The sequence below is a fragment of the Nocardiopsis sp. NRRL B-16309 genome (genome assembly GCF_001279585.1).
In the GTDB taxonomy this organism is placed as follows: Bacteria; Actinomycetota; Actinomycetes; order Streptosporangiales; family Streptosporangiaceae; genus Nocardiopsis.
In genome coordinates this window covers 184,611-198,092 of record NZ_LGEC01000114.1, presented here as the reverse complement: position 1 = coordinate 198,092, position 13,482 = coordinate 184,611, and the positions used below count along the sequence as shown (strand labels likewise).

Annotated in this window: 12 protein-coding genes; 6 read left to right on the top strand and 6 right to left on the bottom strand. The window is 72.8% G+C overall.

Annotated features, from left to right (window positions below; translation table 11 throughout):
* Positions 1-3: 3 nt before the first annotated feature.
* Positions 4-684, top strand: coding sequence for a TVP38/TMEM64 family protein (locus tag ADL05_RS25355; RefSeq protein WP_053619521.1), 681 nt, complete (start codon positions 4-6; stop codon positions 682-684).
* Between the two features lie 34 nt (positions 685-718).
* On the opposite strand, the gene ADL05_RS25350 is transcribed toward ADL05_RS25355, so the two are convergent.
* On the bottom strand, positions 719-2,047 hold the full coding sequence (locus ADL05_RS25350) for an ABC transporter substrate-binding protein (protein WP_053619520.1): 1,329 nt from the start codon (positions 2,045-2,047) through the stop codon (positions 719-721).
* Between the two features lie 243 nt (positions 2,048-2,290).
* Positions 2,291-3,217: a LysR family transcriptional regulator gene (locus tag ADL05_RS25345; RefSeq protein ID WP_053619519.1), complete on the bottom strand. Its 927-nt coding sequence runs from the start codon at positions 3,215-3,217 to the stop codon at positions 2,291-2,293.
* 226 nt (positions 3,218-3,443) lie between these two features.
* Between ADL05_RS25345 and ADL05_RS25340 the strand changes: the two genes are divergently transcribed.
* Positions 3,444-4,595: an acyl-CoA dehydrogenase family protein gene (locus ADL05_RS25340; protein ID WP_053619518.1), complete on the top strand. Its 1,152-nt coding sequence runs from the start codon at positions 3,444-3,446 to the stop codon at positions 4,593-4,595.
* A gap of 18 nt (positions 4,596-4,613) precedes the next feature.
* On the opposite strand, the gene ADL05_RS25335 is transcribed toward ADL05_RS25340, so the two are convergent.
* Positions 4,614-5,384 carry a 4'-phosphopantetheinyl transferase superfamily protein gene (locus tag ADL05_RS25335; RefSeq protein ID WP_053619517.1) on the bottom strand — a complete coding sequence of 257 codons (771 nt, stop codon included), beginning with the start codon at positions 5,382-5,384 and terminating at the stop codon, positions 4,614-4,616.
* A gap of 102 nt (positions 5,385-5,486) precedes the next feature.
* Between ADL05_RS25335 and ADL05_RS31325 the strand changes: the two genes are divergently transcribed.
* The 4 genes from ADL05_RS31325 (at position 5,487) to ADL05_RS25320 (ending at position 7,870) form a co-directional block, all read left to right on the top strand.
* Positions 5,487-5,636: a hypothetical protein gene (locus tag ADL05_RS31325; RefSeq protein WP_197285930.1), complete on the top strand. Its 150-nt coding sequence runs from the start codon at positions 5,487-5,489 to the stop codon at positions 5,634-5,636.
* Between the two features lie 59 nt (positions 5,637-5,695).
* Positions 5,696-6,502 carry a DeoR/GlpR family DNA-binding transcription regulator gene (locus tag ADL05_RS25330; protein ID WP_053619516.1) on the top strand — a complete coding sequence of 269 codons (807 nt, stop codon included), beginning with the start codon at positions 5,696-5,698 and terminating at the stop codon, positions 6,500-6,502.
* Between the two features lie 173 nt (positions 6,503-6,675).
* Positions 6,676-7,494 carry a polyprenol monophosphomannose synthase gene (locus ADL05_RS25325; protein WP_053619515.1) on the top strand — a complete coding sequence of 273 codons (819 nt, stop codon included), beginning with the start codon at positions 6,676-6,678 and terminating at the stop codon, positions 7,492-7,494.
* 82 nt (positions 7,495-7,576) lie between these two features.
* Positions 7,577-7,870, top strand: coding sequence for a hypothetical protein (locus tag ADL05_RS25320; protein WP_053619514.1), 294 nt, complete (start codon positions 7,577-7,579; stop codon positions 7,868-7,870).
* Positions 7,871-7,881: 11 nt separating this feature from the next.
* Here ADL05_RS25320 and ADL05_RS25315 read toward each other — a convergent pair whose 3' ends face one another.
* The 3 genes from ADL05_RS25315 to ADL05_RS25305 all read right to left on the bottom strand — a co-directional run bounded on the left by ADL05_RS25315 (position 7,882) and on the right by ADL05_RS25305 (position 13,253).
* A complete protein-coding gene (locus ADL05_RS25315) occupies positions 7,882-9,489 on the bottom strand; it encodes a DHA2 family efflux MFS transporter permease subunit (RefSeq protein ID WP_053619513.1) in 1,608 nt (535 codons plus the stop codon).
* 292 nt (positions 9,490-9,781) lie between these two features.
* A complete protein-coding gene (locus ADL05_RS25310) occupies positions 9,782-12,484 on the bottom strand; it encodes an ABC transporter permease (RefSeq protein WP_053619512.1) in 2,703 nt (900 codons plus the stop codon).
* 4 nt (positions 12,485-12,488) lie between these two features.
* On the bottom strand, positions 12,489-13,253 hold the full coding sequence (locus tag ADL05_RS25305) for an ABC transporter ATP-binding protein (protein ID WP_053619511.1): 765 nt from the start codon (positions 13,251-13,253) through the stop codon (positions 12,489-12,491).
* Positions 13,254-13,482 lie beyond the last annotated feature (229 nt).

Here is a 13,482-nt window from a genome sequence, read left to right as displayed (position 1 = left end):
CGGGTGGACGAACTCACGGGGGAGAGGACGCGGCGGGAGCCCGGGGGACGGGCGGCCCGGATCGCCGTGGTCGCGGTGTGGGTCGTGGCACTGCTGGCCGCCTGGCGCTACGGACCCGACGCGGAGGCGGTCCGGGCCTGGGTCGCCGCCGCCGGCGCCGCGGGCGCGGCGGTCTACCTCGGTGCCTACGTCCTGGCCGTGTTCGCCCTGGTGCCGCGTCCGCTGCTCAACGCCGCGGGCGGTCTGCTGTTCGGGCTCCTGCCCGGCCTGGCGCTGGCCCTGGCGGGCGGGGTGGCCGCGGCGCTGGTGCAGTTCTGGGTGGCGCGCTACGCGGCGGGCGAGATGATCGCCCGGCGGCTGCCGCCGGGCGTCCTGGCGTGGCTGGAGGGCCTGACCGGCCGCCGGGCGCTGGTGGCGGTGCTGCAGCTGCGCCTGCTGCCCGTGGTCCCCTACCAGGCGGTCAACTACGGGTTCGGCCTGACGCGGGTGGGCGCGCTGCCCTTCGCGCTCGGCACGCTCCTGGGCGGGATCCCGGCGACGGCGGCGCTGGTGCTGGTCGGGGACGGCGGGACGGACGTGGGCCTGCCGGTGGCGATCGGCGGGACCGTGGCCGCGGTGGGGATCGCGGCGCTGTGGTGGCTCCGCTCGCGCCGCGCCGCGCGGGGCCGGCGGGCGGGCGCCTGAGGCCCGCCCGCCGGGGCCGTCGTCTACTCCGGCGCTACTCGTCGCCCGCGCCGTCGAAGAGGACGACCTCGTCGGGGGAGGGCCGGTCCAGCTCGAAGGGCACGATCTGCCCGCCGTCGCTGTCGGTGGCCATCGGCTCCTGCAGGATCTCCAGCTCCCCGTCCGCGTGGTGCTGCGTCACCATGACACCGGAGTAGCCGCTGTGGTCGTCCTCGGTCGCCTGGAACGGCACCAGGCCCGGGCCGGTCCACTCGCGTGAGTGCAGGGTGTCGATGAGGGAGCTGCGGGTCAGGTCGGGGCCGGTCTCCATGAGGACCTGGGCGAACAGGACGGCCTGCGCCATGCCGTACACCGTGGTGTCGGTGAAGGGCGTGCCCTCGTTGTACTCCTCGTGGATCTCGCGGAAGAACGCGGTCCAGGGGTCGTCGGCGTGGGCCACCGGGGGCAGGAACGACGTGATGATGAGCCCGTCGAGGAAGGCCTCGGAGGGGATGTCCTCGGCCGGGGTGCCCTCGGAGAACTGTTCGATGATCCCGGTGGCGATCTGGACGTCGGCGCCGAAGCTGGGCGCGATCCACTGCGGCTCGTAGCCGACCGAGGCGCCCTCCAGGACGGCCTGCGCGAGGAAGGCGGGGATGCAGTAGCAGACGGCGACGTCGGCGCCGCTGGCCTTCATCTCGGAGATCTGGCCGCCGAGTTCGGGCACGCCGGGGTCGTAGGACTCCCAGGCGACGATCTCGTCGGTGAGGTACTGCTCGATGCCCGCGTGCGAGGAGGGGCCCACGTCGTCGTTCTGGTAGAGCAGGGCGACGTCCTCGCCGGCGAAGTTCTCGGCGAGGAAGTGGCCCTGGATCTTGGCCTCCTTGGTGTAGTCGACCTGGAAGCCGTAGCTGTAGGGGTACTCCTCGGGCTGGTCCCAGGCCAGCGCGCCGGAGGAGACGAACAGGTCGGGCACGCCCGCCTCGTTGAGGTCGCCGATGACGGCCTCGTGCGTGGGGGTGCCGAGACCGCCGAGCATCGCGAAGATCTCGTGGTCCTCCATCAGGACCCGGGTGGCCTCGGCGGTGCGCGCGGGGTCGAACCCGTCGTCCTGCACCTGGTAGTCGATCCGCCGCCCGTGGATGCCGCCGTTGTCGTTGATGTAGTCGAAGACCGCCCGCGCCCCCGTGGACACGTGGCGGAAGCCCGGGGCCGCGGATCCGGTGAGCGGCTGGTGGGTCCCGATGACGACGGTGTCGTCGGTGACGCCCATGGTCTCGTCCGACGCGGCGCCGGTCGCCTCGTCGTCGGACGCGCCGCCGGAGCAGGAGGAGACGAGGAGTGCGACGGTGAGCGCGCAGGCGAGTGCCTTCAGTGATCGCATGGTGGTGTCCTGAACCTGTAGTGCTGTGTCCGCCTGAGCGGGAAGCGGACCCCCGGGGGGATGACGAGAGGTGGACCCGGTGGTGGGGGAGGCACACCTACTGGTCGGTACCTTACCAGCGAGTAGCCTACGTGTGTCGTGAGCCACTGCACTTGCGGGCGCACGGGTCGAACCCCGCTGACCTGGGGCGGAGGCGGGACAACGTTGCCTCGGGGTACGGTCCCCGGAGCCGGCGGCGGCCGGTCAGAGCGGTGAGCCGACCGGTTCGGTGGTGTCGCGGGGGCCGCGGTCCAGGATCCGGCGGGCCGCCCGGGCGATCTGGTCGGCGTACTGGTGCACGGCGCCGTCACGGCGCCAGACCAGGAGGTGGCGCAGCTGGATCGGGGCGCCGGCCAGCGGGCGGACCACCACGTTGGCCCCGGTCTCGAAGTCCGACTGGCAGGGTGCGATCGCCCGGCGGTCGGAGACGAGGTCGCGGATCTCCGAGCGCTCGTAGAGCCGGAAGGGCACGTCGGGGGTGAAGCCGGCGCGCTGGCAGGCGAGGTAGAAGCAGTCGGGCCAGCCCGCGCCGTCGGGGGGCGTCAGCGCCCAGGGGCTGTCGGCGAGGTCGGCGAGCCGGACGACGGGGGAGTCCGCGGCCGGGTGGTCCGCCCACAGGGCCACGTGGAGCGGTTCCACGGCCAGCATCGCCCAGGCCAGCGGGCCGTCCGTGGAGGGGTCGCGGTCCGCGTAGTCGATCGTGGTGCCCGCGTCCAGGCGCCCGGCCCGGACCAGGTCGGTGACCAGCTTGGGGGAGTACTCCGTGCGGACCTGGACCGGCACGTGGGGGACCACGTCCGACATCCGCGCCGACAGCTCCAGCGCGAGCGATCCGACGCCGCCGATGCGCAGGGTGGAGGGCGAGGCGCCGCGCGCGGTGATGTCGTTGACCAGGTCGTCCATGGACAACAGGACGGAACGCGCTCTGACCAGGACGAACTCTCCGAGCTCCGTGGGTTTGACGCCCGAGCGCCCCCGGTGGAACAGGGGGCCGCCGACCTCGCGCTCGATGCGCTGCAACTGCGTGGTCAGGGCGGGCTGGGACGTGGAGAGCGCCGCGGCCGCCTTGGTCACGCTGCCGGTGTCGGCCAGGAGGCAGAGGGTGCGCAGGTGGCGGAGTTCGAGGTCCATGCGAGGGAATCTAGGACGGGAAGGGTGCCGATGTACAGGCGTACGCCTCGCGCGGGTGTCCCGGCGCGCTCCGTCCAGCGATACGGGTCCGCGCGGCGCCCGGTGTCGAGGGCTCGGCCGTTCCGCTGTCTCGGTGGGTGAGATAAGGTGCCGTTCGTCACCATATAGTTGGACGACCTACTAAATCTGGTCGTGGGTGGGTCCGCGCGCACGCAGGGAGAGGGTCATGGCGGTCGAACGCACACTGCACACCCCGGAGGCCGAGCAGCTGCTCGACCTGACCCGGGAGATCGTGGACAAGGAGCTGCTGCCGCGCGCGGCGGGCGACGAGGAGAACGGGGTCTTCCCGCGCGAGGTCTTCGCCACCCTGGGCGCCGCGGGCCTGCTCGGTCTGCCCTACTCCTCCGACCACGGCGGCGGCGACCAGCCCTACGAGGTCTACCTCCAGGTCGTGGAGGAGCTGGCCCGCGGCTGGCTCGCGGTCGGCCTGGGCGTGAGCGTGCACACCCTGTCCTGCTATCCGATGGCCGCCTACGGCACCGACGAGCAGCGGGCCGCCCACCTGCCCGACATGCTCGGCGGCGACCTGCTCGGCGCCTACTGCCTGTCGGAGGCCTCCTCCGGCTCCGACGCCGCCGCCCTGACCACCCGGGCCCAGGACACCGGGAGGGGCTACCGGGTCGACGGGGCCAAGGCGTGGATCACCCACGGGGGCCGCGCCGACTACTACACGCTCTTCGCCCGCACCGGGGAGCCCGGCTCCGGGGCCAAGGGGATCAGCTGCTTCCACGTGCCCGCCGACACCCCCGGCCTGGGCGCGGCCGCCCCCGAGCACAAGATGGGGATGAACTCCTCGCCCACCTCCGGCGTGCTGTTCGACGGCGTCGAACTCGACGAGCGGGCCCTGATCGGACCGCGGGACCAGGGCTTCGGCATCGCGCTGGCCGCCCTGGACTCCGGGCGGCTGGGCATCGCGGCCTGTGCCGTCGGCGTGGCCCAGGCGGCGCTGGAGGCGGCCGTGTCCTACTCGCGCGAACGCCACCAGTTCGGCCGGGCCATCGGCGACTTCCAGGGTGTGGGCTTCATGCTGGCCGACATGGCCACCCAGGTCGCCGCCTCCCGTGAGCTGTACCTGGCGGCCGCCCGCCTGCGCGACGCCGGGCGCCCCTTCGGCGAGCGCGCCGCGATGGCCAAGCTCATGGCCACCGACACCGCCATGCGCGTCACCACCGACGCCGTCCAGGTGTTCGGCGGCTACGGCTACACCCGCGACTTCCCGGTGGAGCGGTACATGCGCGAGGCCAAGGTGCTCCAGATCGTCGAGGGCACCAACCAGGTCCAGCGCATGGTGATCAGCCGCCACCTGTCCCGGTCCTGAGCCCCGGGCGCGCCCGTTCTAGGAGCCGAGCAGGGCGGCGGTCTCCCGCGGGGTGCGCACGACCAACTCCACCGGCCGGTCGGTCAGCACCGCCAGGGCCGACCGGTAGGCCGTTCCCCGGTCCAGGTCGGACAGCCACGCCGCGTCCGGCCCTCCGCCGCCCTCCCAGGACAGCAGCCGTGCGGGGGTGTGCGGCGGGGAGACGGCCACGCGGCGCAGGCCGCCCGACAGCCCCAGGCCGGTGGCCTTCAGCAGGGCCTCCTTGCGCGCCCAGTAGCCGAAGAACGCCGTCGCCCGCTCCTGCGCGGGCAGGAGAAGCCAGGCCCGGCGCTCCTCCTCGGCCAGCGTGTAGTCGGCCAGCCCCTCCACGTCGCGCGCCGCCGTGACGCCCTCGACGTCGATGCCGACCGGTACGCCCTCGCTCACCGCCAGGGCCACCCAGTCGCCGGAGTGGCTCACCGAGACCTCCCAGCCCTGGGCCGGTCCCGAGGGGTGCGGTTTGCCGTGCGGTTCCTCGTCGCCGCCGCGCGCCCCCGTGCGCGCCTTGTCCTCGCAGGAGCGGCAGCGCAGGTCGAAGGTGACCTTCTCCGGAGGGCAGCCGGCGAGGTCGGCCAGCGCCAGCCGGGCCAGTGAGCGGCCCAGCAGGTGCCGGTCGCGGTCGGCCTGTTGGCGGAAGCGCGCGTTGCGGGCCTGCTCGCCCTCGTCGAGCAGGCGCAGGAGGCGGGAGTCGGCGTCGGAGGTACGGGCCCACCAGACGGTGGGTGCCAGGGGTGTGGAGTCGACCGTCATGCACCCATTCTCGCCGCATCTTCCGGGCGTTCGGTGGTGTGAGGCCAAGCTAAACCGGGAATTCGGTTAATGGCAGGTCAGCCCATCCCTCGGGAGGCCAGAATGTCCGTCGTCATGCTCTTCGGAGCCGGAGCCCTCATCGGTCTGGTCGCCCTCACACTCGTCGTGATCGTCACCCTCCTGACGGAGAAGCCCCCGACACCCCCCGCCGCACGCGAGGCCGCGGACCGTGAGGACCGGCCCGTACCCTGAAGAGGCGCGGGAGGACCCGTGCGCACCGTTTCGAGCACGGGTGAAGGTGAGCCACGTCCATGGCCGAGGAGAACCGTCCGGCGTTCGCCGCCGAGCGCCGTGAGCGCATTCTCGAACTGGTCCGCGCCAACGGGACCATGTCCCTGCGTGATATCGCGGTCAAGGTCCGGGCCTCGGAGGTGACCGTCCGGCGCGACGTGCGCGCCCTGGAGGCCGAGGGGCTGGTCGACCGCCGCCGGGGCGGCGCCGCGCTGCCGGGCCGGATCGGACACGAACAGAGCTACGCGGGCAAGAGCGAGCAGTGCGCGGCGGAGAAGGCCGCCATCGCCGCCTCCGCCGCCCGGCTGGTCCGTCCGGGCGACGCCGTCACGATCGGTCCGGGCAGCACCGCCGAGGCCTTCGCCCGCGAACTCGCCTCCCACACCGACCTGACCGTGGTCACCAACTCCCTGCGCGTGGCCGACGCCCTGCTGAACGCGGCCGGCGTGGAGGTCGTGATGACCGGCGGGACACTGCACGGGCCGATCAGGGCCCTGGTGGGGGGCGCGGCCGAGCAGTTCCTCGACGGGCTGCGGGTCAACCGGGCCTTCCTCACCGGCAACGGGGTCAGCGCCGACCGCGGCCTGAGCACGCCCAACCCGGCGGTGGCCAGCGTCGACCGGGCCCTGGCGGCCTGTGCCGAGGAGGTCATCGTGCTGGCCGACCACACCAAGATCGGCGCGGACACCATGGTTCCCACGGTCGCCCCGGAGATGATCGCCCACCTGGTCACGGACAACCGCGCCGACCCCGAGGTCCTGATGACCCTGGAGGAGACCGGCGCCCTCGTGCACGTCGCCGTCGTCATGGACGCGCGGGGGCAGTGACGTGTGCGCGGTCGGGACAGGCCGGTTCCGGCCGCGTGCGCCGAGGCGTCCCCCTCGTGCCGGGTGCGGGCGAGCGCGTACCCTACCGTTCACGCCCCTTGCGCGATTGGCGCGTAACGGGTGGTTTGCGACTTAGCGTCCTCTTCACTGTCCACACCCAGGAGCCGCCGCGCATGCCCTCCCAGTCGACGCCCCCGGACCGGCCCTCGTCCGGGCCGGTCCACGTGACTCCGCCGCCCGTCGCCCTGCCCGCCCCCTGGTCGCGGTCGCGGCTGACCGTCGTGGTCCCCACCTACGACGAGGCGGCCAACCTGCCGCGCCTGGTCGCCCAGCTCATGGCGCTGGACCTGCCGGAACTGCGGGTCGTGGTCGTCGACGACAACTCGCCGGACGGCACCGGGGAGGTCGCCGACAAGCTCGCCGTCGAGCACCGGGGCCGGATCAGCGTGGTCCACCGCACGGCCAAGGACGGCCTGGGCCGCGCCTACGTGGCGGGTATGACGCACGCCCTGGACGAGGGCGCCGAGTTCGTGGTCCAGATGGACGCCGACCTCAGCCACCCGGTGGGCTACGTCCCCCAGCTGCTGGGCACCCTGCTCTCCACGAACGCCGACGTGGTGATCGGCAGCCGCTACGTTCCCGGCGGCAGCCTGTCCGAGCGGTGGGGACTGCGTCGCCGCCTGCTCAGCGGATGGGCCAACACCTACGTCAAGACCCTCCTGGCCATGCCCGTGCGCGACGTCACCGCGGGGTTCAAGATCTGGCGGTCCTCGGCGCTGCGCGTGCTGGACCTGCCCGGTATCGAGAGCACCGGCTACGCCTTCCAGGTCGAGATGCACTACCGCGCCTACCGCCGCGGCCGGAAGATGATGGAGATCCCCATCCACTTCGAGGACCGCGTCGAGGGCGAGAGCAAGCTCGACGCCGCCGTGGCCCTCGAAGCCGCCCTGCGCCCGCTGCGCCTGCGCCGTGCGGAGCACCAGCGCCCCTGAGGCGCGGGCGCCGACGCCAGGAAGCTGACATGTCCCCCGTGACCTGCGATCATCGAAGCATCGGGGTAAGGAGGGGGACACTGTGAGCGAAGGACCCTACGACGTCGACGCCGACATGGGGGACGACCCCCAGGAGAGCGAGATCGCCGAGAGCGAGCACGAGATCGAACCCGACTTCAACATCCTCGGCTACGACTTCGAGGACGACGACAGCCGCGGCGAGTGGGGCATCAACGCCGAGGTGCGCGCCGAGCGCCGGGACGTCGTGCCCCACGAGCGCTGGGGCGCCGTGCGCAGCGCCGAGGAGGACGCGGTGAGCGTCGTCCCCGAGACCCAGGTCGGGTCCGGTGCCGAGGACCGGCCCGAGGACCTCTAGATGGTGAGCCGCTAGCGAGCGCCGCCGGGAGCGTCGTGGCCGGCGCCCGCGCTCGACCCCGGGCAGGACTGCCACGGCGGCTCCGTGGCCCCGCAGAACCGCGACGGCGGCGTGGGCGGCTCCGGTTCGGACGCCTCCGGCGAACTCCGACCGTCCTCCTGTCCCTGTTCCTCCTCCATCCTCCGCTCCGCCAGCAGCGCCGACCGGCGCGGCAGCGCCAGGGCGCACACCGCGGCCAGAGCGCACATCCCCGCCAGGATCAGCATCGCCGGACCGAAGCCCTGCGCGATCGCCGCCGCGCTCGCCGAGCCGTCGGCCCCCTGGCCGCCGCCGCTGATCCCCGCCGCCACCGGAACGGCGGCCACCCCGATGAGCTGGGCGCTGCGCGCGAAGGTGTTGTTGACCCCCGAGGCCAGGCCCGCGTGCCGCTCGGGCGCCGAGGCCAGGACGGTCGCGGTCAGCGGCGCCACCGCCGACGCCAGCCCCAGCGCGATCAGCAGCACCCCCGGTAGCACGCCGGTCAGGTAGGGGGCCTCCGGCTCCAGCCGCGACAGCAACAGGAAGCCGCCGGCCAGCAGCAGGGGCCCCGCCACCAGCTGCGGACGGGGGCCGATCCGCGCGGCCAGCTTGCCCGAGCGCGCCGACAGCAGCAGCATCAGCGCCGTGATCGGCAGGGACGCCGCGCCCGCCGCGACGGGCGAGTACCCGCCCACCTCCTGCAGGAAGATGACGAGGAGGAAGAGCATCGGCCCCAGCGCCCCGTAGACCAGCACCGTGGCCGCGTTGGTGACGGTGAAGGAGGCCGAGGAGAAGATGCCCAGCGGCAGCATCGGGTGCCGTCCGCGCGCCTCGGCCAGGACGAAGGCCGCCAGGGAGAGCACGCCGACCACGGCCGCGGCCACCACCGCCGGGGTGGTTCCCGCCGCGCCCCACTGGATCAGCGCGTAGGTGATCCCGCCCAGCGCCAGTACGCCCAGCAGGGCGCCCGTGTAGTCCAAGCCCTGGTCGGCTCCGGAGTCCCTGGACTCGGGCACCTTGAACCAGGCGATCAGCAGCACGGCCGCGGCCATCGGGACGTTGACGAGGAAGATCAGCCGCCAGTCGCCGATCTGCACGAGCCATCCGCCCACGAACGGCCCCACCGCCCCGGCGACGCCGGTCAGCCCCGACCAGGCGCCGATCGCCCGGGCCCGGTCCTGCTCGCGGAACCCCGCCTGGAGGATCGCCAGGCTGCCCGGGGTCAGCATCGCGCCGCCCAGCCCCTGGACGACCCTTCCCGCCACCAGCCACTCCAGGGTGGGCGCGAAGGTGCACAGCACCGACGCCAGGGCGAACACCGCGACCCCGGCCATGAACAGGCGCACCCGTCCGAACCGGTCGGAGAGCGATCCGCTGAGCAGGATCAGCGCGGACAGCGTGATCATGTACCCGTTGACGACCCACTGCAGACCGGACAGGCCCGCGCCGAGGTCGTCCCCGATGGCGGGCAGCGCCACGGTCACGACCGTGGAGTCCAGGAACGCCATGCCCGAGCCCAGGACCGTCGCGGTCAGCGTCCAGCGGGCGGTGGGCGTGCCCCACTCCACCGTTCCGGCCGTGACCGGAGCCGTCGTACCCACAGTGGACCTCCCTCGTGCCAAGGTCGTGTTCGGTGGATGCCGCCCGTGGTGAGCGGAGTCCCGGTGCGGCTCTCGCCTGGCCGAAGAAGGGACCTCCCCTACTGTGCGGCTTCGCCGTTGTCGCACAGCGTGGGCCCCTCCTGACGGCTGTTGACCGATGAGAACGCAGCGAGAGTCGTGCGTGGGCGTCGCGCAACAGGCCGAGAAGCCGCTGAACACCCCCACGGACACACAGTACGGCGCGGGCCCCTCCGACCGGAGGGGCCCGCGCCGCGTCACCGTGGAACGACGGTCACTCGCTGGCGAGCGCGCCCGTGATGGACGTCCCGGCGGCCCGCCGGCCCGGAAGGACGGAGGCGAGCAGCCCGGCCAGGACGGCGATCACGATGAACACCCCGATCTGGGCGCCGGGGACCGACAGCATCGCGTTCGGCAGCGTGGCCTCCACGGCGGCCCAGCCGAAGACCACGCCCAGCCCGATGCCCACGCCGGCGCCGATCAGGCACAGCAGCACGGCCTCCAGGCTCAGCATGCGGCGCAGCTGGCCGCGGGCCAGGCCCAGGGCCCGCAGGAGGGCGGACTCGCGGGTGCGCTCCAGCACCGACAGCGCCATGGTGTTGGAGATGCCGAAGACCGCGATGAGGATCGCCAATCCCAGCATCGCCGCGATCGTGTAGAACGCGATGTCCATCATCTCGGAGAGCTGTCCGCGCATCTCGGCCATCGACGCGACCTGCAGGGTCGGGTGGTCGTCGACCGCGTCATAGACGGCCTCGCGCAGTTCGGCGGGGTCGGCGTCGTCAGTGCCGCGGACCATGACGGCGTCGTTCCCCGTCAGTTCCGGGAAGGCCTCGGTGAAGTCCTGCTCGTCCAGGAGTATCCCCATCGACATCATGGGGTCCAGGAGTGCGACGACCTCCAGGGACACCTCCGTGCCGTCCTCCAGGGGCAGGGCGAAGGCGTCACCGATACCGGTGCCGTCGGCATCGTCCTCGGGGAGGGCGATCTTACCGGGGCCGAGATCGGCGAGGTCGCCCGCAGTGGACTCGAGGCCCAGGTCCTCCGCGTCGAAACCGGGATAGGTGTTGACGCTGAGGAAGCGTCCGTCCTCCGTCTCGACGAAGGCGTTGCGCCGGCCGCTGACCACGGCCACGGTCGGTTCGGACTCCAGGTCCTCGAACACGGAGTCGGGGACCACCTCCACGGCGGCCGCGGGAACGGACCCCTCGCCGGACTCCGGAGCCGTGCCTTCCGTGCCTTCGGTGTCCTCCGCGCCTCCGGCGCCTTCGGTGCCCTCCGCTTCCGGCGGGGCGTCGACGTCCTCGGCGGCCCCCTCACCGGGCCCGGTGTCCGCGTCGGGAGCGGACGTGCCCTCCATCGTGAACTGCGGGGTGATCTGGTAGTCGATGGGGAAGTTCTCGTCGAGCTGGCGGGTCATCGTCGACTCCACACTCGCGCTGACCACGGAGTAGCCCGTGATCAGGGTGGCGCCCACGGTCAGGGCGATCATCGCGGTGGCCGCCCGGCGCGGGCTGCGCGTGGAGTTGTCCACGGCGAGCATGCTGGCCACGCCCACCCTGCGCATCGGGACGCCGACGAGCCGCACACAGCCGCGGACGATCAGCGGTCCCAGGACGACCACGCCCACGAACGCGACCAGGGCGGCGCCGGTCACGACGAACGGGCCCGTCTGGTCGGGACCGGAGATCTGGGTCGACGCCACCATCGCCGCGGCGATCGCGAAGGCCAGCAGCCCGAACACGACCCGGACTCGCCCGGTGCCCTTCTCCAGGCCGGCGGACGTGGCGCTGGTGCGCAGTGCCGCCAGGGGAGCGACCCCGGTGGCGCGGATGGCTGGGACCAGGGCGGAGCACACCGTCACGACGGTGCCCACGACCAGACCGGTCAGGATCGCGACGGGCGTGAGTACGACCGGTACCCCGCCGTCCATGCCCATGAGCGGGCCGCCGACGGCCGCGCCGGCCATGCCGACGCCCACACCGGCGAGGACGCCCAGGGCGGAGGCGATCAGGCCCACGACCACGGACTCGGCCAGGACCGACCGGAAGACCTGGGCGCGGGTGGCGCCCACACAGCGCAGCAGGGCCAGTTCGCGCTGGCGCTGGGCGATGAGGATCGCGAAGGTGTTGTAGATGACGATCCCGGCGACGAACATCGCGATGAACGCGAACAGCAGCAGGGCGGTGCGCAGCATCTCGGTGTCGGCCCCCGCCCCCTCGGCCATCGCCAGGCCGAACTCCTCACCGGTGCTGACCTCGGCGTCCGAACCCAGGACCCCGGCCACGGCCTCGGCCACCTGCTCGTCGGTGTGGCCCTCGGCGGCCACCACGTCGATCTCGGCGTACCCGGTGGTGCCGGTCATCTCCTCCAGGGTGCCGGGGTCCAGGACCAGGGCACCGCCGTAGGTGAAGGCCGGGTCGACACCGAAGTTGACCAGGCCCGAGACGGTGAACTCGCGCTCCTCCATGTCGGCGTCGAGCACGGTCACCGTGTCGCCGACCCCGAAACCCGTCTGGTCGGCGGTGGAGGTGGCCAGGGCGATCTCGGTTCCGTCGGTGGGCAGACTGCCCTCGTCGGGGGAGAAACGGGTCACCTCTCCCAGGGCCAGGGCGGCGGGCGGCGTGTAGCCGAACGCGCGCCCCTCGTCATCCAGGAGGACGGCCTGCCCCTGGACCATCCCGTCGGCCCCGGCGACCTCCGGCAGGGCCCGGACGTGGTCCAGCTGGTCGTCGGTGAGCCGCGCCGGCTCGGCCGGCTCCGCGGCGGGGTCGCCCGTCTGCTCCTGCTCCGGCGGAACCGCGATCGCGTCGACCGCGGTCGCGGAGCCCATGACGGACTCCTCGTAGTTGGCGTTGAGGGTGTCGGCGAAGACCATCGTGCCCGAGACGAACATGACGCCGAGCACGATGGCCAGGACCGTGGTGACGTAGCGGGACTTGTGCAGCCTCAGTCCCGCGAGTGTGGTGCGCAGCATGCGCTCAGGCCTCCAGCTTCAGCAGGCGCGCGGAGACGAGCTCGGCGGTGGGGTCGGTGACCTCGTCGACCAGGCGGCCGTCGCGCAGGAAGACGACGCGGTCCGCGTAGGAGGCGGCGACGGGGTCGTGGGTGACCATGACGATGGTCTGGTCCAGGTCCCGGGCGGAGTCGCGCAGGAAGGACAGCACCTCCGAGCCGGACCGCGAGTCCAGGTTGCCGGTCGGTTCGTCGGCGTAGACCACCTCAGGAGCGTTGAGCAGCGCCCGCGCCACGGCCACGCGCTGCTGCTGGCCGCCCGAGAGCTTCGCGGGCAGGTGGGACAGGCGGTCGCGCAGGCCGACCACGTCGATGATGTGGTCGAAGCGCTGGCGGTCCACGGCGCGCTTGGCGATCTGCGAGGGCAGCAGGATGTTCTGCTCCGCGGTGAGCATCGGCAGCAGGTTGAACGACTGGAAGATGAAGCCGATCCGGTCGCGGCGCAGCTGGGTCAGCTCGGCGTCGCGCAGGCCGGTGATCTGGGTGCGGCCCAGGTGGACGGTGCCGGAGGTGGCGGTGTCCAGCCCCGCCAGGCAGTGCATCAGCGTGGACTTGCCCGAGCCGGAGGGGCCCATGATCGCGGTGAACGCGCCACGGTGGAACTCGACGTCCACCCCGGCCAGGGCGTGTACCTGGCTGGCCCCGGTGTCGTAGGTCTTGGTGAGCCCCCGCGCGACCACCACCGGTGGTGAGGTGACCGTGGGGACGGACGTGGCGATGGGCTCTGTCACGGCTGACAACTCCTGATGCGAATACGGGTGTGGGGACCGAGCCGAACCGGTGTCCGTCTCGGCGTGATCTCCACGCTAGGAGCCGCCACGGGTCGCGGCGTCCGCCTGTGGGCCGATCCGCGCCTCGGCCAAAGGCATGGTGCGGGGCGGGTTCGCGACTCCTTCGTCTGGTGGGGGTACCGACTTTCGTCGGGGGTCGCCGACGGGGCCGCGTCCGCGCCAGAGCGCC

Coding starts and splice junctions, on each gene's coding strand:
- ADL05_RS25350 (WP_053619520.1), bottom strand. CDS start 2,047: ATGCGATCACTGAAGGCACTCGCCTGCGCGCTCACCGTCGCACTCCTC.
- ADL05_RS25345 (WP_053619519.1), bottom strand. CDS start 3,217: ATGGACCTCGAACTCCGCCACCTGCGCACCCTCTGCCTCCTGGCCGAC.
- ADL05_RS25340 (WP_053619518.1), top strand. CDS start 3,444: ATGGCGGTCGAACGCACACTGCACACCCCGGAGGCCGAGCAGCTGCTC.
- ADL05_RS25335 (WP_053619517.1), bottom strand. CDS start 5,384: ATGACGGTCGACTCCACACCCCTGGCACCCACCGTCTGGTGGGCCCGT.
- ADL05_RS31325 (WP_197285930.1), top strand. CDS start 5,487: ATGTCCGTCGTCATGCTCTTCGGAGCCGGAGCCCTCATCGGTCTGGTC.
- ADL05_RS25330 (WP_053619516.1), top strand. CDS start 5,696: ATGGCCGAGGAGAACCGTCCGGCGTTCGCCGCCGAGCGCCGTGAGCGC.
- ADL05_RS25325 (WP_053619515.1), top strand. CDS start 6,676: ATGCCCTCCCAGTCGACGCCCCCGGACCGGCCCTCGTCCGGGCCGGTC.
- ADL05_RS25310 (WP_053619512.1), bottom strand. CDS start 12,484: ATGCTGCGCACCACACTCGCGGGACTGAGGCTGCACAAGTCCCGCTAC.